Source organism: Emticicia aquatilis (assembly GCF_014644295.1).
GTDB lineage: Bacteria > Bacteroidota > Bacteroidia > Cytophagales > Spirosomataceae > Emticicia > Emticicia aquatilis.
On sequence record NZ_BMKK01000003.1, the window covers coordinates 210,726 to 232,065 of the forward strand.

Here is a 21,340-nt window from a genome sequence, read left to right on the forward strand (position 1 = left end):
TCGTTGTAGCCGAAAGTGTATTTCATGATGGAATCATTTAAAAAATCAATTCTCTGTAAATGAAAAATCCCTTACTGACTAAAATGTTTGCCAGTAAGGGATTTTTAAATACTTTCTTTAATTACTTCGACACAGGAAGTTGCGTACTGATGGCAATTCTATTCCAAGCATTGATAGCAACCGTAATCATTATCAACTGAGCAATGCTAGTTTCGTCGTAGAATTTTTTGGCGTTTTCATAAGTAGCTTTAGAAAGCCCACCATGACTGATGAACGTAACTTCTTCGGCAACCGCCAAAGCAGCTTTTTCTTCTTCTGTGAAAATATCCGTTTCTTTCCAAGCATCTAATAAAAACAACCTTTTAGCAGTTTCACCATTTTTCATAGCACTGGCCGTGTGCATATCAATACAGAAAGCACATTGATTCAATTGAGACGCTCTGACTTTGATTAACTCCTTGGTGATGAGAGGGATATTGATATTTGAAAGTGTGTTTTCTACACCGTACATAGCCTTCCAAGCTTCTGGGAAAGCTGTCTGAATTTTTACTCTGTTGCTCATTTTTCCTTTGTTTTAAATTATATTACAAAGGTGGCAGATGAGAATCTTAATAAACTTAAACTGGTTTAAGAAATGCTTTTTCTTCTGATTTCGCTCAAATATTCTGGTGTAAAACCAAGATATGAAGCGACGAGATATTGCGGAACTCGTTGGAGAAATTCGGGTTGGACTTTTCGAAAAAAATGGTAAAGCTCTTCTCGTGAATGTTCGTACCGAAACTTGTTTCGTCTCTGGGCAGCGGCATAAGTTCGTTGATACACGCACCTAAAGTACTTTTCCATGAGTGGGTGGGCATCTAACATTTTATCGTGAGCATCTCGATGAAGTACTAAAACTTCAGTATTTTCTACTGCCTGAATAAAAAATTCTGACGGAGTTTGATTGATAAAAGAGAAGGTTTCTGTCATCCACCAGTTTTCGATGGCGAATTCGGTGGTTTGTTCTACACCTTTTCCGTTGATAAAAAATTTCCGTAGAATGCCTTTTGTTACAAAATAGCTCGCCTTGCAGACCTGTCCTTCGTTTAGTAGGTTTTCTTTTTTCTTAAAGTGCTGCACTTTAAAATAACTGATGATTTTGGCAAACTCATCATCACTCATTTTTACGAATTTATTAATATGGGTTTTGAAAGAATCATCCATCAATGAAAAGTTAATAGTATAATGACTCCTAATTTACGGGGTAATTTAGTAAATTCAAATTACCCCGTTTTTTCTTATTTTATTAGAGCCAAATACTTTTCTCTATTTTCAAAAATTACCCAAAGTTCTACGGCCACAAATACCAATGCGATGGGCATTCCAGAAGTATCTGTAACGGTGTTGATTAACAATATGCCCACTATTATCGGAAATAACATGAGTGCCGCTAAGGCTCTTGTTTTGGGAATAATGAATAAAATTCCGCCAATTATTTCAACAACTGCCACTAAGGGCATCAACCAACCAATTTCGGTGAAGGCATTGAATGCTTTTTGCAGATTTTCGGACAAATTTGCTGGTGCTGGCATATAATTAAAAAGCTTGTTTAGCCCAGCGTTCACCATCATCAACCCAAACAATAACGATGCAACAAATAATATTTTATTTTTCATTCTTTTATCTATTTTGAAAATTTATCATCCAATTTATTCCGTATTTGTCAGCGAACTCTCCAAAATAAGCTCCAAAAAACATATCAGCCATTGGCATTGTCACGTTGCCATCAACCGAAAGCTCGTTGAATAATCGGTCGGCTTCTTCCCTTGTTTCGGGTTCGATACACAAGTGTATATTATTGCCTTTGGTTAGCGTAAAACCCATTTCTTTCGGAGCATCCGTACCCATCAATACATGGCCGCCAGTGATAGGTAGTTCCACATGCAAAATCATATTTTTTATACTCTCGTCCACTGGTGGCTGACTATCAGCTGGTATATCGCCAAAGCGTTGGATGCCCTTACCAATGAATTCCGTTTTGAAAACCTTTTTGTAGAATAAAAACGCTTCTTCTGTATTACCATCAAAATTCAAATAACTTGTTACTCTGGCCTTATTAGAAGTTTTATTTTGCTCACGAAGCATAAATTTAGCCTCAATGTACTGGTCAAGATTTTCGAGTGCCATGCTAAATCCTTCCTTAAAGCCCATTTCAATTACTTTTTCGAGGTCGGTGAGGCTTTGATATTGAGCTACTATTGTCACTAATGTTTTATCATTAGATACTGTTGTAAACGAATTTGTCCATTGCGTTCGGGGCATATCCATATTTACTACACCGTTTTCATCGCAAAAGGCATCTAAACCCGTGTAACTTTTCTGCTTATCAATTTTTAAGTAATCGTTTTTGCACCAATGCACCTCGCCTGCCGGACTAATCATACAATACAACCACATACCACCCTCTCTAAAATCCATCGACTTGGTTTTGTTTTGGTAAGGCTTTGGTGCCCACCATTGGTCAAGAATTTCGGGATTTGTCCAAGCCTCCCACACCAATGCAAGGTCGGCGTTAAATTCTCGCTGTACATTTACAGTATTGTTAGCTTTGTTTACGGTAAAGTCAAAAAGTAATGCTGTTTTCATTTTTTCTTTTTTTTGATTGTTGTTAATACTTCGTCTAATTGATTAAAACGGCTCGCCCAAATCTTCTTGAATTGTTTTAACCATTGGTCTATTTTTTTCATTTTATCCATTTTAATAAATAACGAAACCATTTGGTTGCAAATATATGTGCAACTATTCGGTTTCGCAAAATTATTTTTAAATTTTTCTCAAGTTTTTAAAATAGAATAGAAATTTTCGGTTGGAAAATTTTAATAAATAATTATAAATGAGGCTAATTCAACAAAGCTTCAAGGATTTCTCCAATCCGCTTTTCTTTGGTAGGTATAGTTTTGGCGGCTTTCAATCCATAGAGCATGAGTTTTTGTTTTGATTTGCTTAGGGCTTGAAATTTTTGTTTTGAGCCATTTGTTTGACTAAATGCCAACTCCAAAATCTCAGGAATTTCCAGTGCTTCAATGCTATCGAGGATAGTCCAAGAGCCATTTTGTTTGGCTATTTCTACACTTTTTAGGCCTGTATGTGTCATTAGGCCGGCAGCGGTGAGTTGTTCAATTTTATCTTTATTGACTCTCGACCACGTACTTTTAGCTTTACGTTTGGTAAAATATTGGTGCGAAGTTTCGGAATCTATTTTCACTCTTTTGCTATCTATCCAGCCAAAGCATAGAGCCACATCAACGGCCTCCGACCAAGAAATTGTGGGTTTTCCAGAGCTTTTACTATAATATACCAGCCAAACAGCTTGTGTAGAAAGACAGTTTTGTTCTAACCATTCTCGCCAAGCCGAAACACTGGTTGGATAGAAAATTTCGATTTCTTTATTTTGCATAAAAAGTAATGTTACATTGATTTTAATCGAATATAAAATTAATTATTTCATGGCTATTTCAGAGAATTGTTCTCGAAAACTCTTTATGAATACATAAAAAGGGTAGCTTGAATTTTCCAAACTACCCTACAAATATTAATTCAGAATTTGATTGGTCAAATAAACCTCTCGATTTGCCAATAGTGGCACAATCTGATTGACGACTATGCCTTGAAAATGTTCTGAGTTTCTGTGTTTATTCAATGCATTTTCATCTTGGTAGGCTTCAGATAATATCAAGGTATTTTCATCGGTTTGACTTTGGTGAATTTTATAAAACAAATTCCCGCTTTCTGCTCTACTTTTTTCAGCAACGTCATTCAGTAGATTTAATACATTCGGTAATTGATTTTCGGCAACTTGCCATTTGGCAAATACAAAAATTACGTTCGAGTTCATGTCTTTATGATTTAGCTTTTATCAAAAAATTGAATAAAATAGTCCTTACTCCGCTTATTTTATCAGAAGAAGAGCAAGGACTTACAATTACAAATTATGCTTCTAAAATAGCAATCATTTTTTCGGCAACACCTTTGGCAGAAGCTGGATTTTGACCAGTTACTACTCGTCCATCGGCAATACTATTGGCCGACCACAGTTCAGCAGCGTGAAAAATTGCACCTTGAGCAGTAAGAGCCGATTGAAGGTCAAAAGACACATCAGGTCGTGCATAATTATCTTCTTCGGCAGTGGTAAAAGAAGCAATATTTTTGCCATTTACTAAATAGCTACCGTCACTCAATTTTACATTCAATAAAGACACAGGTCCATGACAAACAGCACCTACAACGGCCCCTCTTTCGTAAGTATCAGCGATTACTTTTTTCAATTCGGGAGCTTCTACCATATCTACCATTGGAGCCAAGCCTCCTGGAATAAAGATGGCATCATACTGGTTTACATCCACATTTGATAATTTGGCTGCTTTTTGCATATTTGCCCAGCCTTCACCAGTCAAGAACGCCAAGTTATCTGGGTCATTGGCTAAGAAAAGAGCGTCTAAATAAGGGGTGTCGCCCGATTGTGTTGCAAAATCAATTTGGTAACCTGCACGGTTGAATTCGGCATAAGGGTGAGCCACTTCGGGCAAAAATGTACCAGTTCTTCTATTGTTTGGGCCAATTGAATTAGCGTTTGATGCGATGATTAATACTTTCGGTTTCATATCTATAAATGTTTAAAATTGTTATTTTGATTATTTATTTCGAACTTCACCGTGAGCTGCTCCATGTCGGTATTGTTCTGATTTTTGATGTAAAATTACTACTTGGTAGGCTCTGACTCGAAGGAGGGAAATCACTTTGTTGGTGTGATTTAAATCACTTCTGTCAGTGAATTCCTTTCAATATTCCACCATCAACTCTGATAGCTGCACCATTGGTTGCGGCTGCCCATTGGCTCGAAACATACAGCACTGCACTGGCAACTTCGTCAGGCGTAATGAATCGTTGTAACAAACTCAACGGACGGGTTTCGGCAAAAAACTGATGCTCAACTTCTTTCGGTGTTAGATTTTTTTGTACGGCAAGTTCGCCAATGAAGCGTTCTACTCCATCTGAGAATGTTGGCCCAGGTAAAATAGAATTTACAGTTACGCCCGTGCCTTTTGTTAGTTGAGCCAAACCATTAGCAATAGATAGCTGAGCCGTTTTCGACATACCATAATGAATCATTTCGGTTGGAATTTGTATCGCTGATTCGCTTGAAATAAATAGCACTCTTCCCCAATTATTTGTCAACATTTTTGGCATATATAAACGTGTCAGGCGGATTCCGCTCAAAACATTGATATTAAACATCTTGAGCCAATCTTCATCCTTCGATTCAAAAAAATTAACAGGTTCGTAAATACCGAGGTTATTGACCAAAATATCTACTTCTGGTACTTCTTTTACCATACTATTAAAACCTTCTTCAGTTGTAAGGTCTGCCGCAATTCCGAAAACCTTAGCTTCTGAGATTTCTCTTTTAATGCGACTTACGGCATCATTTACATTTTTTTCGCTTCGGCCGTTTAAATAAACCAATGCACCTTCTTTTGCAAAACCTTTTGCTATGGCATATCCGATACCAGTTGTTGAGCCTGATACCAAAACTTTTTTGTTATTGAGTAATAAATCCATGATTGATAATTGTTAGATTGATGATACAAAATTAGATTCCGCTCGGTCAATGTCGAAGGAGCGAAGTCACTAATAATGTGTGATTTGAATCACTTCTGAAAAGTTGAAGGTACGGTCATCAAAATATGCAATTGACCGTACCTTCTATGTTTTAAAGAATTATTGACCGATTTTAGCGAGTAAATTAGTTATTTCGGTAGGTTGAGATAAAAACTGAGAGTGGCTTGTATTGACCGTATATATTGTCTTAATACCTGCTCCAGCAATCATGCGGTCTTGTAAGCCAGGCGAAACTACTACATCTTGAAGTGTCTTGATGTAAACCTTTTCTACACTGCCAAAGTTTTGAGGAGTCAATGTAACCTTATTTGTCAACGGAATCGAAGGTTCGCCTCTATAATTTGTTAATACACTCTCTTTTACATTTTGGCTACCATCATTGATAAACAAACTAATCAGGTTCTCTTTTTTTACATCAAGTGTCAATTTGTCTGCCGATTCGACAAGATTTGGGCCGAGTTTTGAATCTGGGTCTGAGAAGGCCAAATCAACTAAAGCTTGTCCATTTGTTGGAAGAAACGCTCCGATATAGACTACTTTATTGATTTTTGAGGGTATTTTTTCAGCAACCGCTGAAACGACCATACCACCCATATTATGCCCAACGAGTATTACTTTTTCGTTTAATTGAGTGATTGCTGCCACTACTTTATCACGGTATAAATCTAATGTGAGGGTATGTAACGGAGTTTTATCTGTGCCATGCCCAGGTAGTTCAATGACAATTACTTGATTACCAGCTTTTGTTAAATCAGCACGAACGGCTTCCCATACATAAGGAGCTTGCCACGCACCATGAACAAGAACATAAGTTTGAGATTTAGCACTTGGAGTTGTATCATCTTTAGTACAAGAAGCAAATGCGAATACTGAACTTGCCGCACTAAGCAGCATTAAAACTAACTTTTTCATTGTATTTTATATTTAATATTTAATTGTTTTGCCTACTTTGTATCACGGTGTTCGGCACGTCCGTTCTATTATTTATTTAAATTGCTTGCCTAATTGCTCTACTTCATTGAGCCATTTCCTCCGAATTTCATCAGTTGATTTTCTGATAAATCCGAACGTTGAAAACCGAATAGGGTCGAACCCGACGTATCCGAAAATGATGTCTTTGAGAATTTGATATTGTGATGCACGATAGATGAGATAAAACCACCATTTGGGGGTATCCATTGTTACCATAATCCTGATACTTTTTCCTGCAAGAAGTTTTTCAGGGAAAATTTTTCCCGAATGGTTTTTGAAGGCAAAACCAGGTAGAAATATCCTATCGAAAAAGCCTTTGGTGATAGCAGGCATAAAACCCCACCAATTTGGATATGCTAACACAAGATGGTCGGCCCACGTGATAAGCTGTTGAGCATCACGCAAATCTGCTTCGAGTTGCATAGCTTCGCCAGTTTTATATCCATCGGCCAGATTTACGTCGAATTTTAGCCTTGATATATAAATGGTTTTACAAGTAGCTCCTGAGTTTTCAGCACCTTTTTGATAGGCACTAATAAGGGCGTTGCAGAATGATTTTTCTGAAGGATGTCCTAATATGAGTAATATGTTCTTTGCCATTGCAGTATTTGTTTATTTTGATACTGCAAAGTTCTACTCTAAATGGAAGGCGTACCTGACACTTAAGAGTCAAAAAACTATTAATGTGCTATTCTTTGTCGAATACGGGTAAGTGACTGCCTCTCGATGCCGAGAAAACTACAAAGATGTGAAAGAGAAATTCTGTTGAAGAGAGCAGAATTTGATTGCATAAAATTTAGGTATCGTTCCTCTGGCGTTTCAAAAATAAAACTCTCGATTCTGTTTTGTTGAGCTTTTAGCACTTCTTCGGCTACGATTCGCCCATATCTTTCAAAAAATGGAGAATATTTATATAAAAGTTGCTGATTTTCAAACGAAAGACAAATCAAGGAGGTAGGCTCTAAACATTGGATAAAGTACCTACTCGGTTTTTGTGCAATAAATGCTGGATAATGCGTGGCATAATCTCCTTCGGCATAAAAACCGACAGTTTTTTCATCACCATCAGGGTCGATAAAATAGGCTCTAACCAAGCCTTTGGTTATAAATCCAATGCTTTTTTGAACCTTATCTGCGTGTACAAAGTATTCTTTTTTGTTTAATTCCTGTACTGAAACTTTTGAAGCAAAATATAGCAAGTATTCGTCCGAAATATCAGGGCAAATTTCTTTCACGGAATCTAAAAATATTTCTATTGCAGACTGCATTTAAGTTTATTGAAATTTATCATTGATACAAACGACTGAGTGTTTCTCGACTAACACCCAAAAATTCAGCAATCAACTTTTTGGGAATCTGTTGCATCAGATTTGGGTATAATCTCGCAAATTCTTCGTAGCGTTGCTGTGGAGTTCCAGAAAGCAAAAGCTTTATTCTTAATTGCAAAGCCACATAGCCATTGGTCAGTTTTACTCTGAAGAAATGCTCCATTTTATGAAAGTCGGCCGAGAGTTTTTCTCTACTGTCGAGCGTCAGACACAAAACTTCACCCTCAACCAAACATTCAATATACATAGTTGCGGGTTTTCTTTTAAAGAAAGCTGGATAATCTGACATCCACCAGTTTTCTTGGGCAAATTGTAAAATATATTCTTTTCCTTGTTCATCTACATAAAACACCTTATAGATACCCGATAACACAAAGTATTCGTGCTTTGCCTCATCACCTTCACTGACGAGGTATTGCCCTTTTCTAACTCTTCTTGGCGTAAAATGAGTTTTTATACTTTCAAACTCAATTTCATCTATCGGCGTGATATGTTCAATGTGTCTCTGTAGCTTTTCCATTCGCAAAAATTCTTTTGCTACAAATATATTAAAAGATTTTTGCTCAGTTGAAAACCTTTATGAACTGATTTTAAGCTAAAGTCAGCTTCGCTTTCAAATCAGCAATCTCGGCTTTTAAATTTTTGATGTGTTCGTATTGAGGCTTCAAAGCTTCTTCAATTTCCTCAACCGTAAATCGTGGTGTTATATGTTGTGGACAATTCCAATCGTAGGCTTCAATGTTGAGTACCATCATACGTTCGGGACGAAATGTATATCCTTCTAAATCAAGCAAATGGTGCAATTCAGGATTATCTTTTAGCTCCACAACTTCGGCCGTAGCATATATTTTCAAACGTTTTTTGTTGGGATAATCTACTAAAAATAATGACACTTTGTTGTTAGTTTCCAAATTGCCCACCGTGATATATTGCATATTACCTTTGAAATCAATAAATCCAAGTCGATTAGTATCTAAAACCTTTAAAAAGCCTTTTGGTCCGCCACGGTGCTGGATATATGGAAATCCATTTTCGCCAGAAGTTGCCATGTAGAAACTATCTCGTTGAGCAATAAAATTTTGTTCGTATTTAGTCAACCCATCCAAGGTGGTTTGGCTTTCCATACGAGCATAAGTAGCACGGCTACCCATTTTTTCTTGTAATTTTTTGGCAGCTGAGCTAAAACCGATTTCTGCAAAATTTTTTGCCATGATTTCTATTATTTTTGAGGTTCTTTGTTTTCGTACTGTGCTAAAACTTTATCCCATAGTGTGTCGCCACATTCGTCTGGCATTACCACTTCGTCTTGTTCACTCAGCTGCACTTGTTTGGGCTGAGTTGCCAATAATGTAGCTAAATCCAGCTTTTTGAAGGTTGTTTCGTTCGTTTCCATTGTTTTGTTTTATTTAAGTTGAGAGTCAAATTTTCAAAAACAGACCAGTCTGTTTTTATACTAAACAGAAAAAATTAGATTATTTTCTCTACAATTCTAAGAGTAGTTTCAATAGTCCATTTGTCTTTGAAGACTTTGCTACTTGCCAAAGCTCCTTCAAAAAGAATGTATAGTTCATCCGCCAAGTTTTCTTTATTAATGGGTTCAAGAATTTCGACGAATAATTGACGAATTCTATTTTTATGACCTTGAATTATAGAGAGTACGTCTTCGTTGGATTGTGGAATCTCGGTCGCAATATTTAAAAATTGACAACCATTAAAGTTAGTTTCATTTGAAAAACCGAGTAAAAAATCAAAAACACTAAGCACTTTGTCTTTTGGTGTTTGTTTTTGTTCAATCACATTTCTCAAGGCCTCGATTGAACTTTCAGACGTATTCTGTAAGTATTTTTTCAGAATATCTACTTTCGATGGAAAATGAGCATACAAACTGGCTTTTGCAATACCTGCTTCGGCAATTATTTGGTTAATTCCCGTTGAATTATAGCCTTGTTCGTAAAATAATCTGGCGGCTGTGCTTTCAATATTTTTCTTGGTGTCCATGATTTCTATTCGTTTGCACAACAAAGGTAATATAATTTTTTATAAAACATACAGACTTGTCTGTTTTTTTAGGAATAATTTTTAATTTATGGTTTCCATTTCAAATAGAAATTATTAATTGTAAACTTTGAATATTAACTTTGGATAAAGTTGTTTTGCTTTTTTGATACTCAACCCCAAACAAATTAACATAAAATTTCATGAAAAAACTTTGCTTAATACTCCTACTCTTTGCATCTCATAGCATAGGTTTTTCGCAATCTGTTCAACTTATTTCTTCATTAGATGCTTCAAAAACTGCCTACGCCAAGCGTATGCTCGAAAAAACGCTGAGTATTAAAGGATATGCTGTAAAAAATTCAACATCAAAATTTAAGATTGATTTTAAAATAGATGCCAATAAATATGAACCTGAAGCTTTTGGTATTTTAACCGATAAAACCACCATTAGCATTGTTGGAGGCGATACACGTGGCTTGATTTACGGCTCACTTGCTGTATGTGAGAATATAAAAAATGGTGTTGGTTTAGATAAAATCAAGGCTTTTGAGGAAAAAGCAAAATATCCTTATCGCACTATAAAGTTCGATTTACCTTACGATACCTATCGCCATAGCTATGCATTAGATTTACATCAGGAGACCTGCAAAGATATAAAATATTGGGAGGCATTTTTAGATATGATGGCAGAAAATCGCTTCAATATCTTGAGCCTTTGGAATTTACACCCGTATGTGTATATGATTCGTTCAAAAAACTTCCCCGAGGCTTCTCCTTTTTCTGATGCTGAAATGAAAGAATGGCAAACGCTTTTTCACGGTATTTTGCGAATGGCTAAGGAGCGTGAAATAGAAACTTATTTAGTGCCTTTTAATATTTTCGTGAGTCCAGAATTTTCTAAAGCCCATAATGTAGCTATGGATAATCTGGAACACCACTTTTTTGTGAAAGGTGATACTTCGAGCATTATTAAAAAATATACCCGTGAAAGCGTAGCCCAAGTATTGCAAGAATACCCCGAACTGACTGGGTTTGGTCTGACTTTGGGCGAAGGTATGGGCGGAATGACTCCACAGCAACGTGAAGACTGGATGAAAGAAACCATTATTGAAGGCATGAAAATGTCGGGTAGAAAGTCTAAGTTGATTCATCGAATACCATTTTCGAGTAATGTGGGTTCACTTGGTCCCACCAGTATCGAAACCGAGCGATTGACAAGAAGGGCCATCGACGAAGAAGGTACGATGGATTTTATTGAAAAACCAATTTGGGCTGATTTTAAATACAATTGGTCGCATGCACACTCAACACCTACCCTTGTAAAAGTTCATGGCGGAAAGCTTTTTGATACCTATTTTGTACCTAAACCCCAGACCTATAAAGTTACTTGGACAGCTCGGAACGAAGACTTTTTCTGCCTCAGATGGGGTGTGCCAGATTTTATCAGAAGCCATATCAAAGAAAATAGTCAAGAATACGTCGGAGGTTATACCATTGGTTCAGAAACCTATATTCCTGCCAAAGATTATTTTACAAAATCTGATATAAAAGTTGATTGGAAATACGCTTTCGAGCGTCAATGGTTATTTTACAAATTATGGGGGAGATTGCTCTACAATCCAGAAACGCCCGATGCGGTATTCCAAGCCGAGTTTACCCGCAGATATGGAAAAGACGGACAAAACTTACTTACTGCCAGTTCGTTGGCAGGAAAAACGCCCCTCAGATTAGCTTCGTCTTTTGATTTTACTTGGGATTTCAGTTTGTATAGCGAAGGCTTTTTATCCTTAAAAGATAAAACAGTTAGTTACATTGATATTATCCGACAAATCGAACAGCCTGTTACCGAGCCGTCGTACGTTTCTATTGCCGATTTCGTGAAGATAAAAACCAGCGGTGAAAGTTTTGAAACTGGAAAAGTTACACCTCCGATGTTGGCCGAAATGCTTGAAAATGATTGCAAAAAAGCATTGGAGTTGGTAAAAGATATTAATACCAAAAACAATAATACATTGATGTTTGAGGTGGCAGATGTACGCACATGGGCGAACTTGGGCTTGTATTATGCAGCAAAAATTAAAGGCGGAATTGAGCTACAAACCTACCGAACCATTGGCGATTTGCAGTACCAACAACAGGCCATAAAGCATTTGGAAGTGGCCTTAAAATATTGGGATGAAGTAATAGCCATCACTAAACCCATCTACAACGATATGCCTTTGGTGCATTTTACCGAACAAGCGGGCAATACCAAAGAACAAAACGAAGCTCTGCGTTTTCATTGGCACATTCTACGCCCTGCCGTGGCCAATGACATTGAAATTGCTAAGAAAGCGGTATTTGGAAAATGAGCGGAGTAATGTAAATACTTACACATTATTTATTGGAAATTATTTTGTCAATTTTACTTGACATTTAGATATACATATTTATCTTTGTGTCGCAATAAAAAGACATAACATGAAAAATCAAGTAAATTTAAGTAGTGTGGTTTGGGCATTAGTTTTTGCCATCATCTTCCCAATTTCGGTATTTATTCTTTCCAAATATTCCATTTCTGCACCATTGGCTTTGCTAATCATAGGTATTAATGCACTACTTTTTGGCATTTACACTCTTAAACTCATACGCAGCATTAGTATATTGGATGAAGTGCAAATACGGATACAATTAGAAGCAGTTTCTATTGCTTTTGTGTTGTCGTTGCTTTTGATAATGACATTGGGTTTAGTAGAAACCACCAAAGTTTTTGCATTTGATGGCCTCAGCTTTTTATACATTTTTCCTATTTTCTTCTTGTTTTATATTATCGGTTTAATCTTCTCAAATAGCAAATACAAATGAAAAACACAATAAAAGTTGAACGTGCTAAGAAAGATTGGACACAGGCAGATTTAGCAGAAAAAATTGGTATTTCGAGACAAGCCATGAATTCAATCGAAACAGGAAAGTTTGTCCCATCAACTCTATTGGCACTAAGAATGGCACATGTATTTGGAACTCCAGTGGAAGAAATTTTTAAGTTAGAAGATACAGATTTTGAATAATTCAAACACAATATTATGAAAGTAAATTCGATTGAAAAAAACGTTTCAGCTAACCGATAATAATCAGTTGTTAGGTGAAATAAACAGAGTGTGATGAGTGGTATTTATGAAGTAGTATTTTTTTATTTAATTTGCTCATAAATGTATCTAATTGCCTCTATATCAATCTGTTTGTTTTTGGCTGTTGTTTTACTTACGAACAATACCGACTCACTACCCAAAAAAATACTGGGCATTTGGCTGCTTTTTAGTGCGTATTACAACTGGGGTATTTATTTGTGGGCGGAGCATTTAGAAAATCAATATCCAAGTATAATCGTTTCGGGTTTTTCTATGCCCTTACTGTTTGGACCTTTTTTGTTTTGGTATGTAAAATTCCAAACTTCTGATATCGGATTTACCAAGAAGGAGTTTTGGCATTTGACTCCGTATTTGTTAATTAGCCTTTCCTATATTTCGTATTTTTTTCAGCCATTTGAACATCGAGCCAATAGCCTCATAGCGAGTAATGAGGGTTTATTGTTTAGAAATTTGGTTAGAGCAACTTGCATTTATTTCACCATCCCTTTGTATTTTGGTTGGTGTGCATTAAAAATATTTCGTTTTCAACGAAGCCTAAAAAATAACTTCTCTAACGCTGATAAAATACATTTTAACTGGATATTGTTTTTGATGGCGGGTATCCTTGTCATTTGGGCTGTTGTGGTTATTACCCAAAACGAAGAACTCGTAACCAAAGCTATTGCTGTTTTTCTTATTTTATTGGGTTATTTTGGAATTACACAGGTTGATGTATTTTCAAAAAGAACTCCGCAAAGTACCTTAGTAGAAGAACCCAAAGTCAAATATGTAAACTCTGGCCTTGATGATACCGAATTAGTTAGATTACACAAATTACTAATTGAAATACTACAAACCGAAAAACCTTACCTCAATCCTGAGCTTACACTCCAAAATTTAGCATCTACGATTAATATTCCAGTGCATCATCTCTCGCAGGTAATCAACGAAAAGGAACAAAAGAATTTTTATGACCTTATAAACGAATGGCGAATTCAAGAGTTTTTAAGAGAAGTAAAAAACGAAAAAAATAAAAATTATACGCTAATTGCCATTGCCTACGACTGCGGATTCAATTCTAAGGCCTCCTTCAACCGAAACTTTAAAAAATACACTGGCAAAACGCCAACTGAGTATTTGACCGATGCTCAGTGATTTATTTAAGCAACACTAGTTTCTTCTAAAATACTGGTCTCAACCCAACGGATGCAACTTCATTCTCTTTTTTCATTGCTTTTTTTGCAGAAAAAAAATAAAAAGTAATGAGCAATAAAGCTGTTTTAGAGACATTTCAGATTTCCAAACAATATGGAAATAATAAGGCACTTCACGACGTAAATCTTAGAATTGAAGAAGGACAAATCTATGGACTCATTGGGCTGAATGGTTCTGGGAAGTCCACCTTCATGAGAATCGTGTGCGGACTTATTTCTGCCACCGAAGGCCATATTGAGCTATATGGCAAGTCGGGTAGTACTGACCTACAAAAGCAAAGAAGTAAGTTGGGGCAAACCATCGAAACCCCAGCCTTGTACCCAGAAATGACCGCCGACGAAAACTTAATGGTTCAAATGACTTTGGCAGGAATATCAGAAAAGAAAAAAATCAAAGAAGTACTCAGAAGGGTTGGTTTGGAAGATACTGGCAACAAAAAAGCTAAAAACTTCTCATTGGGCATGAAACAAAGGCTTGCTTTGGCGATTTCACTCATTACAGACCCTAAATTTCTGATATTAGATGAACCTACCAATGGATTAGACCCTGTGGGTATCGTCGAAACCAGAGATATTATCAAAAATTTAGCTCATGAATACGGACTGACAATTCTATTATCGAGCCATTTATTAGATGAATTATCGCAAATTGCTACCCATTATGGAATTCTACATCAAGGTCAATTGATTACCCAAATTTCTGCTGATGAGCTTCTTAAATCGACCAATCAATACATAAAGATAATTACCGACAATGCCAGTGCTTCGGCAGAAATACTAAATACTGCTTTTTCGGTCAAATGTGAGGTACTCTCCGATACAGAAATTAGGATAAATGAGCAATCTGAAAGAATTGCAGATTTTAATAAAGCCCTAATAATGAGCGGACAAAAAGTACAACACCTATCGTGCAATCAGCATAAACTCGAAGATTATTTTTTAAATATTACACAATCCAATTAAAATGAAAGATTTACTAAAAGTCGAATTATACAAATTATCCAAAAGCAAGACTTTGTTCTATCTGATGCTATTGCTATTTACTACGAATACCTTTGGCATCATCACCAATAAACTTTTGAAAAACTATGTTTTACTTGGGCAAAATGGCGTTTTTCAAGCTGGTACAAGCGTAAATGCCATGTGGTTTGGGGCCTTTGCTGGATTTTTTATAGCCTCAGAATTTCAAAACGGAGGTATAAGAAACGCATTGGCTTTAGGAAAAGATAGGGGAAACGTATTCATGGCTAAAATCTTTTCTATGATTATTTGTATTACTATTTTGTTATTCGTGATTGTGGTCGTGCAAACCATTGGCAATAGTATTGTCAATGGCTTTGGAGAGATGCCAGTTGGCGAATTCGCAGTATTTTTTCTCAAAAACTTTTTTCACACAATTGTTTTTCACTTGTCGTATGCGGGTTTCTTTACCATGTTTGCGTTTCTGACCCAAAAACCGGGGCTTACTATTCTATTTTCTTTTTGTTTCGAGGCTATTATTTTGGTATTCGGTGGCTTTTTTGAGAATTATAAAGGGCAAAATCTTAAACCTTTTTTGAAGCTATTTCCTCAATTTTATTATACCAAAATTGACCATAATTTAAGCAATCAGCAGTTTTTTATGAATGGTTATTTAGTATGTTTGCTGTATTTTTTGATTCCTGTCATTATTTCAGTATTTTTATTCAGAAAAATGGATATTAAATGACGAGTAAAAAATTGTTGTTTAATCAAACTATGTAAGTATTATGAATATGCTATTTCACCTTGCAAATGGATTGTTGCTGCCACCTGCAATGTTTTTTGCATGGAATTATTACCGATACCAAGGTAAAGATATTGCTTTCAAACGGCTTTGGATAAGTATAACTATATTGCTAATTACTACCGTCATTACAAGTCTTCAATTTGTTTTCCCTGAAATAATTAAATTGTTAGAACGTGATAGACGAGCAATCTTTGAAGGTGAATTATGGCGATTGATTACGCCGCTTTTTATTCAACCGATGGGGATATGGCAATGCCTTTTCAATGCCTTATTTTTTATCTCATTCGTACCGCTCGCTGAGCATTTATACGGCAATAGAATTCTGATAATTTACTTTATAGTAAGTATATTAGCTCAATTAATCATTCTCTATTGGCAAACCACCCTCGGTGGATTACCAACCAGTGGTGGTGGGTCCTCAACGGCCATATATAGCGTAATGGGGGCTTTATTTATGTATGTTTTTGTGAATTATAAGAATTTCCCGAAGGCATATATCCTCATACCAATTGCAGGATTCGTTGGGGCAACTATTCTCGTTTTCTTTGAAGATGGCCATGCTCCAGCAACGATTCTTGGCGGGATTGCTGGCTTTTTATTTAGAAATAAGATTAAATAGATAGATTTTTGATTGGCTTAGTCGAAAACTAATGTATTAATCAAAGGCTTCAAAATAGCCTTTGATTAATACAAGTCCAAGTAAAATGTGTTAGATGCGACTTCATCAAATAATCACTCAGCAGTTGGCCTTCATTATCAATGCTTACATTTTCTAAATTTTTACAGATACTTACCCAAGTTTAGTTCAACGTCAGCGTTTTGTTGGAGTCCCTTTGCAAATAGGTTTTTCATTCTGACGGCCGCCTCCGGTTGGGCTAAGGCTTCAAAGAAACGAGTTTGGGTATCCATAATATGCTCATTTTTGGGATTTACCGCTCTTTCGTTGATGATAGCTTTGATTTCTGCAATTACTCTCTTATCAAACGAAGCGATGCGTTGGGCAAGGTTTTCAACAAAAGCATCTAACTCGTCATCGGTGATTGCACGGTTTATCCAACCGTAAGCAGCGGCTGTTTCGGCATCAAAATCACTTCCACTCAAAATAATCTCCAATGCTTTTGCTTTTCCTGTGAGCAGATGCAAGCGTTCCATACCACCGCCACCTGGGAAAATACTGAATCCAATTTCGGGTTGACCAAAAATCGCTTTTTCTTTACTCGCAAATCTCATATCCATTGCTTGAGCAAATTCGCTTCCTAAGCCTCTGGCACGTCCTCGGATAGAAGCAATACTTACGAATGGAGCTTGCTCGAAGCGTTTGGCAATATCGGGCCATGATTTTGAAAGTCCAGTTTTTCCAGCACCTTTCGGAAAACCAGTTGCTTTCAATACATCTAAGTGAGCAATGAAAAAGTCAGGGTTTGCACTTTCAAATACCACTACTTTTAGGTTTTGGGCAGCTTCAAGTTCATCTATCAACACTATCAATTCTTCAGACATTTCTGGGCCAAATAGGTTGATTGGTGGGTTATTAATGATTACTTTCCAGTAAGATTCATTAATTTTTTCAGTAGTTAATATCATTTTAATTTTCGTTTTTTTTAGTAATTATTTGCAAACCTATTTTCATTACTTTATTTTTGCAAGTAGTTACTAAATTGTGAAGTAATAACAAAAAGTAAACTAATATTGATAGTCAAATCATTATGTCCGAAAAAAAATGCAATTATTTTGAATGTCCTATTACCAGAACCGCCGATGTTATTGGTGGTAAGTGGACTTTGCCTATTATTTTTGCTTTGATTTATGAAACCAAGCGTTTTAAAGAATTAGAAAGAAGTATAGAGGGTATCAATACCCGTATGCTTGTGAAAGAACTGAAGCAATTAGAAGATAATGGTCTGGTCATTAGAAAAGTATTTGCCGAAGTGCCACCACGTGTTGAATATTCGTTGACGGATAAAGGTAAAGCTTTAAAAAATGTGCTTGTTGAAATGAGAGAATGGGGCAATAAATATCTATTTGATACAATTTTATAAATTCAAAATTAGGCTGTTTAAAAATCTTAGCACAAATATTTTTAAACAGCCTAATTTGAGAAGTTCGATTTTTTAACCCAATTTTTAATCAGGCACAATCAGAGCTGGAATCGCTTTTTGTTTATACATTTCGTTGAATTTGGCTACTTCTACGTTGATAAGCTTATTTAAAGTTGCTTTGTGCGTTTCCCATTCTTTACTAAGGTCGTTTAAGCGAGTTGTTGCTCCTGTGGTTGGTCTTGGGTCGTGTACGTCCACACGATTTTTTAGGTCGAGCAATTCGGCATTTAGGCGATTATAAAAATTAATTACATCTTGGAAAGTCTCTTGCTTTGGTGTAATCAGGTTTTCTTCCCACGCCGATATTTTCTTCAAAACTGCCTTTCCTGTATCAACCAAAGCCACCATGTCTTTATTATCTTTTAGCAATGCTGTGATGTTTTCAATCTGAGTTTTCACTTTTCTCATTCTATTGACTGAGTTGTGAATGTCTTTGGTTTGAACCTCAATTTTAGCAAGCATGGCTTGTTGAGCATCAAAGTCGGCTTTGGTAGCTTTCAGACGTGGGTCGGCAATGATAGTGGCTTCTGTCATTGAAGTATCCTTCTCGGCAATGAGCCTTACTTTATAAGTGTTTGGAGCTACCAACGAACCACGATAATCGCCATTTACAAAGACCTTGCTGATACCCGCAATGCCTTCTCGACGCATATCCCACGCAAAGCGATTGATACCTTTTTTACTTGGCATAACTGCTTTTTCGGCTGGCCCACCCTCGTAGCGTTGATAATTCAAATCTTTCTTGTTATCGTAAGTTCTGATGATGTTTCCTTGATTATCAAGTATTTGTAAAACAACATTTGAGCTGTCCATATCTTTAGGTAAGAAATAATCTAAAATTACGCCATTCATAGGGTTTTGGCCAACCCCTGGAACTGGCTCGGGTGGCGTTTGCGAATCAAACTTTACGGTATTTTTCGGTTTATAAATTCTCGCTTTAGATTCGGCTTGAAGGTTTTCAGATTGTTGTAAAACTGCCAAATCGTCTAAAATCCAAAAGGCACGCCCTGCCGTAGAAGCTACTAAATCATTGTCATGCACAACTAAGTCTTTAATTGGTACAACTGGTAAATTAAGCTGTAATTTCTGCCAATTTTCGCCTTGATTATACGAAATATAAAAGCCCAATTCGGTGCCGCAATACAACAAACCTTTGCGTTTTGGGTCTTCTCTCACCACTTTGGCAAAGCTTTCGGCTTCAATGCCTTGCGTGATTTTCTTCCAAGTTTTACCATAATCTTTTGTTACGTAAATCAAAGGTGTAAAATCATTGAAACGGTATTTAGTAGCCACAATATAGGCCGTCGCTGGGTCATGCGGCGAAACTTCGATGCTGTGAATCAAACACTCATCTAAATCTTTTGGGGTAATGTTTTGCCAAGTTTTGCCATCATCTTGTGTCAGATGTACCAATCCACAATCGCTGCCTGTATATAAAACACCCTCTTTATGAGGCGAAACCGCAATGTAGGCCAACGTATTATAGACTTCGCCACCCGCACCTTCGTTGGTGTATGGGCCACCACCATCTTCTTGTTTGGCTTTATCGTTTCGGGTTAAATCTCCGCTAATTACTTGCCATGTTTGGCCATTATCGCTACTTTTCAAAACAACATTTCCGCCGTGATAAATAGTGCCATTTTTGAAAGGCGAAGCCATAATTGGGGCATTCCAGTTGAAACGGTATTTTTGAAGTTTAGGCGTTACGGCCAAACCAATGTGCGGATAGGCCATTACATCTTTCACAATGCCCGTTTTAGTATCAAAAACCTCAATATTCCCTTGATAGCAACCACCATAAATGACTTGTGGGTCGTTGGGATTATCGAAAGCAATGTAGGCCGACTCGCATCCTGGGCCAATGAACCAATCTTGGCGTTCGATGCCCGCTCCGTTGGTGCGAGAAGCCGTACCGAGCGAGGTATTATCTTGCTGCCCACCATAGACATAGTAAGGAAAACGATTATCGGTAATTACTCGATAAAATTGTGCCGTAGGTTGGTTGTTTTGGCTGCTCCAACTCGCTCCGCCATTGAACGAAATATTTGCTCCGCCATCATTGGCGTTTATCATCACTTGGTTATTGGTGGGGTTTATCCAAAGGTCGTGATTATCACCGTGTGGCACACGCATCGGAGCAAAACTACGTCCACCGTCGCTCGATTTCAAGAATGGAGCATTCATGATGTAAACTAAGTCGGCATTGAGTGGGTCGGCAAAGATTTCGATATAATACCACGCACGAGTAATCGTAATTCTTTGTTTCTATGATTGTGTCCAAGTTTTTCCTGCATCATCACTTCTATAAACGCCCGCTTTATCGCCTTCAGCTTCGATATTGGCATAAACTCGGTTTGGATTTGCTCTCGAAACCGAAACGGCCGCTTTTCCAATGTTTTTAGGTAAACCTTCGGTCATTTTTGTCCAAGTATCGCCACCATCAACCGATTTGTATAAAGCACAACCCGCTCCACCACTTTCAACTTTCCACGGATAGCGGCGGTGTTGCCACATAGCAGCGTACAAAATTCTTGGATTCGTCATGTCCATACTTAAATCGGCACAGCCAGTGTTGGCATCAACGTAAAATATTTTTTGCCAAGTTTTGCCGCCATCGGTAGTGCGATAAATGCCACGGTCTTCGTTAGGGCCATGCAAAGCACCTTGAGCCGCTACATAAACTACATCAGGATTGTTGGGGTGAATTCTGACTGCTGCAATATGCTTGGTTTTTTCGAGGCCAACGTTTTTCCACGTTTTTCCTGCATCCGTCGATTTATAGATACCATCACCATGCGAGGTCATCATGCCACGCACAGGGTGTTCGCCCATACCCACGTACAGCACATTCGGGTCAGATTCGGCAACCGTAATTGCTCCAACCGAACCAGTTTTTAGTTGACCATCCGAAATATTTTTCCATGAAATACCTGCATCTTCAGTTTTCCAGATTCCACCGCCTGTCGAACCGAAGTAATAGGTCATGGGGTTTTGTTTTACACCCGTGGCCGTCACGCTTCTGCCACCACGAAATGGACCAATATTTCGCCATTTCAAGCCTTTGTAAAGGTCGGGGCTGAAGGTGCTCGCTGGTGTTGAAGAACTTGCCTTTTGGGCGAATGTATTATTGAAAAGAAAAACGGAAAACAACAGAAGTAAAAGAGTTCTCATAGTTTGATGAATAGGTTTAGTTAAG

The 21,340-nt window shown here is 37.2% G+C and carries 26 protein-coding genes; 8 read left to right on the forward strand and 18 right to left on the reverse strand.

What is annotated here, in order from left to right:
• Positions 1–121: 121 nt before the first annotated feature.
• The 15 genes from IEX65_RS08175 to IEX65_RS08245 form a co-directional block, all read right to left on the reverse strand.
• Complete coding sequence (locus IEX65_RS08175) at positions 122–562, reverse strand: carboxymuconolactone decarboxylase family protein (RefSeq protein WP_188765554.1); 441 nt, start codon at positions 560–562, stop codon at positions 122–124.
• A gap of 65 nt (positions 563–627) precedes the next feature.
• Positions 628–1,203, reverse strand: coding sequence for a Crp/Fnr family transcriptional regulator (locus IEX65_RS08180; protein ID WP_188765555.1), 576 nt, complete (start codon positions 1,201–1,203; stop codon positions 628–630).
• Between the two features lie 74 nt (positions 1,204–1,277).
• Positions 1,278–1,655: a DoxX family membrane protein gene (locus IEX65_RS08185; protein ID WP_188765556.1), complete on the reverse strand. Its 378-nt coding sequence runs from the start codon at positions 1,653–1,655 to the stop codon at positions 1,278–1,280.
• A gap of 4 nt (positions 1,656–1,659) precedes the next feature.
• Positions 1,660–2,625 (reverse strand): SRPBCC domain-containing protein, encoded by a 966-nt coding sequence (locus IEX65_RS08190; RefSeq protein WP_188765557.1) that lies wholly within the window; start codon positions 2,623–2,625, stop codon positions 1,660–1,662.
• Positions 2,626–2,878: 253 nt separating this feature from the next.
• Positions 2,879–3,436, reverse strand: coding sequence for a YdeI/OmpD-associated family protein (locus IEX65_RS08195; RefSeq protein WP_188765558.1), 558 nt, complete (start codon positions 3,434–3,436; stop codon positions 2,879–2,881).
• Between the two features lie 135 nt (positions 3,437–3,571).
• Positions 3,572–3,874 (reverse strand): putative quinol monooxygenase, encoded by a 303-nt coding sequence (locus IEX65_RS08200; RefSeq protein ID WP_188765559.1) that lies wholly within the window; start codon positions 3,872–3,874, stop codon positions 3,572–3,574.
• Between the two features lie 94 nt (positions 3,875–3,968).
• Positions 3,969–4,640: a type 1 glutamine amidotransferase domain-containing protein gene (locus IEX65_RS08205; RefSeq protein WP_188765560.1), complete on the reverse strand. Its 672-nt coding sequence runs from the start codon at positions 4,638–4,640 to the stop codon at positions 3,969–3,971.
• Between the two features lie 163 nt (positions 4,641–4,803).
• Positions 4,804–5,598 (reverse strand): SDR family NAD(P)-dependent oxidoreductase, encoded by a 795-nt coding sequence (locus tag IEX65_RS08210; RefSeq protein ID WP_188765561.1) that lies wholly within the window; start codon positions 5,596–5,598, stop codon positions 4,804–4,806.
• A gap of 159 nt (positions 5,599–5,757) precedes the next feature.
• On the reverse strand, positions 5,758–6,570 hold the full coding sequence (locus IEX65_RS08215; RefSeq protein ID WP_188765562.1) for an alpha/beta fold hydrolase: 813 nt from the start codon (positions 6,568–6,570) through the stop codon (positions 5,758–5,760).
• A 72-nt stretch (positions 6,571–6,642) separates the two neighbouring features.
• Positions 6,643–7,230, reverse strand: a complete 588-nt coding sequence (locus IEX65_RS08220; RefSeq protein ID WP_188765563.1) for an NAD(P)H-dependent oxidoreductase — start codon at positions 7,228–7,230, stop codon at positions 6,643–6,645.
• Between the two features lie 80 nt (positions 7,231–7,310).
• Positions 7,311–7,898, reverse strand: a complete 588-nt coding sequence (locus IEX65_RS08225) for a Crp/Fnr family transcriptional regulator (protein WP_188765564.1) — start codon at positions 7,896–7,898, stop codon at positions 7,311–7,313.
• A 19-nt stretch (positions 7,899–7,917) separates the two neighbouring features.
• Complete coding sequence (locus tag IEX65_RS08230; RefSeq protein ID WP_188765565.1) at positions 7,918–8,478, reverse strand: Crp/Fnr family transcriptional regulator; 561 nt, start codon at positions 8,476–8,478, stop codon at positions 7,918–7,920.
• 70 nt (positions 8,479–8,548) lie between these two features.
• Positions 8,549–9,169 carry a pyridoxamine 5'-phosphate oxidase family protein gene (locus tag IEX65_RS08235; protein ID WP_188765566.1) on the reverse strand — a complete coding sequence of 207 codons (621 nt, stop codon included), beginning with the start codon at positions 9,167–9,169 and terminating at the stop codon, positions 8,549–8,551.
• Between the two features lie 8 nt (positions 9,170–9,177).
• Entirely contained in the window at positions 9,178–9,351 is a 174-nt protein-coding gene (locus tag IEX65_RS08240; RefSeq protein WP_188765567.1) for a hypothetical protein, read from the reverse strand.
• Between the two features lie 74 nt (positions 9,352–9,425).
• A complete protein-coding gene (locus IEX65_RS08245) occupies positions 9,426–9,956 on the reverse strand; it encodes a TetR/AcrR family transcriptional regulator (RefSeq protein WP_188765568.1) in 531 nt (176 codons plus the stop codon).
• A 200-nt stretch (positions 9,957–10,156) separates the two neighbouring features.
• Between IEX65_RS08245 and IEX65_RS08250 the strand changes: the two genes are divergently transcribed.
• The 7 genes from IEX65_RS08250 (at position 10,157) to IEX65_RS08280 (ending at position 16,664) form a co-directional block, all read left to right on the forward strand.
• The gene (locus tag IEX65_RS08250; protein WP_188765569.1) at positions 10,157–12,307 is read left to right on the forward strand and encodes a beta-N-acetylhexosaminidase family protein; all 2,151 of its coding nucleotides are present in this window, start codon (positions 10,157–10,159) and stop codon (positions 12,305–12,307) included.
• A 109-nt stretch (positions 12,308–12,416) separates the two neighbouring features.
• Complete coding sequence (locus IEX65_RS08255; RefSeq protein WP_188765570.1) at positions 12,417–12,800, forward strand: hypothetical protein; 384 nt, start codon at positions 12,417–12,419, stop codon at positions 12,798–12,800.
• A complete protein-coding gene (locus IEX65_RS08260) occupies positions 12,797–13,003 on the forward strand; it encodes a helix-turn-helix transcriptional regulator (protein WP_188765571.1) in 207 nt (68 codons plus the stop codon). The genes IEX65_RS08255 and IEX65_RS08260 overlap by 4 nt, the downstream gene beginning before the upstream one ends.
• Positions 13,004–13,144: 141 nt before the next feature.
• Entirely contained in the window at positions 13,145–14,218 is a 1,074-nt protein-coding gene (locus IEX65_RS08265; RefSeq protein ID WP_188765572.1) for a helix-turn-helix domain-containing protein, read from the forward strand.
• Between the two features lie 107 nt (positions 14,219–14,325).
• Positions 14,326–15,240 (forward strand): ABC transporter ATP-binding protein, encoded by a 915-nt coding sequence (locus IEX65_RS08270; protein WP_188765573.1) that lies wholly within the window; start codon positions 14,326–14,328, stop codon positions 15,238–15,240.
• Position 15,241: 1 nt separating this feature from the next.
• Positions 15,242–15,985, forward strand: a complete 744-nt coding sequence (locus IEX65_RS08275; protein WP_188765574.1) for a DUF2705 family protein — start codon at positions 15,242–15,244, stop codon at positions 15,983–15,985.
• 40 nt (positions 15,986–16,025) lie between these two features.
• Positions 16,026–16,664: a rhomboid family intramembrane serine protease gene (locus IEX65_RS08280; protein ID WP_188765575.1), complete on the forward strand. Its 639-nt coding sequence runs from the start codon at positions 16,026–16,028 to the stop codon at positions 16,662–16,664.
• Positions 16,665–16,825: 161 nt separating this feature from the next.
• Here the strand turns inward: IEX65_RS08280 and IEX65_RS08285 are convergent, their stop codons facing one another.
• A complete protein-coding gene (locus tag IEX65_RS08285) occupies positions 16,826–17,629 on the reverse strand; it encodes an enoyl-CoA hydratase/isomerase family protein (protein ID WP_188765576.1) in 804 nt (267 codons plus the stop codon).
• Positions 17,630–17,751: 122 nt separating this feature from the next.
• On the opposite strand from IEX65_RS08285, the gene IEX65_RS08290 reads away from it, so the two are divergent.
• Positions 17,752–18,084: a winged helix-turn-helix transcriptional regulator gene (locus tag IEX65_RS08290; RefSeq protein ID WP_188765577.1), complete on the forward strand. Its 333-nt coding sequence runs from the start codon at positions 17,752–17,754 to the stop codon at positions 18,082–18,084.
• An 84-nt stretch (positions 18,085–18,168) separates the two neighbouring features.
• Here the strand turns inward: IEX65_RS08290 and IEX65_RS08295 are convergent, their stop codons facing one another.
• Positions 18,169–20,328: a VPS10 domain-containing protein gene (locus IEX65_RS08295; protein WP_229250577.1), complete on the reverse strand. Its 2,160-nt coding sequence runs from the start codon at positions 20,326–20,328 to the stop codon at positions 18,169–18,171.
• Positions 20,329–20,409: 81 nt separating this feature from the next.
• Positions 20,410–21,315, reverse strand: a complete 906-nt coding sequence (locus IEX65_RS28025; RefSeq protein ID WP_229250579.1) for a WD40/YVTN/BNR-like repeat-containing protein — start codon at positions 21,313–21,315, stop codon at positions 20,410–20,412.
• Between the last annotated feature and the right edge of the window lie 25 nt (positions 21,316–21,340).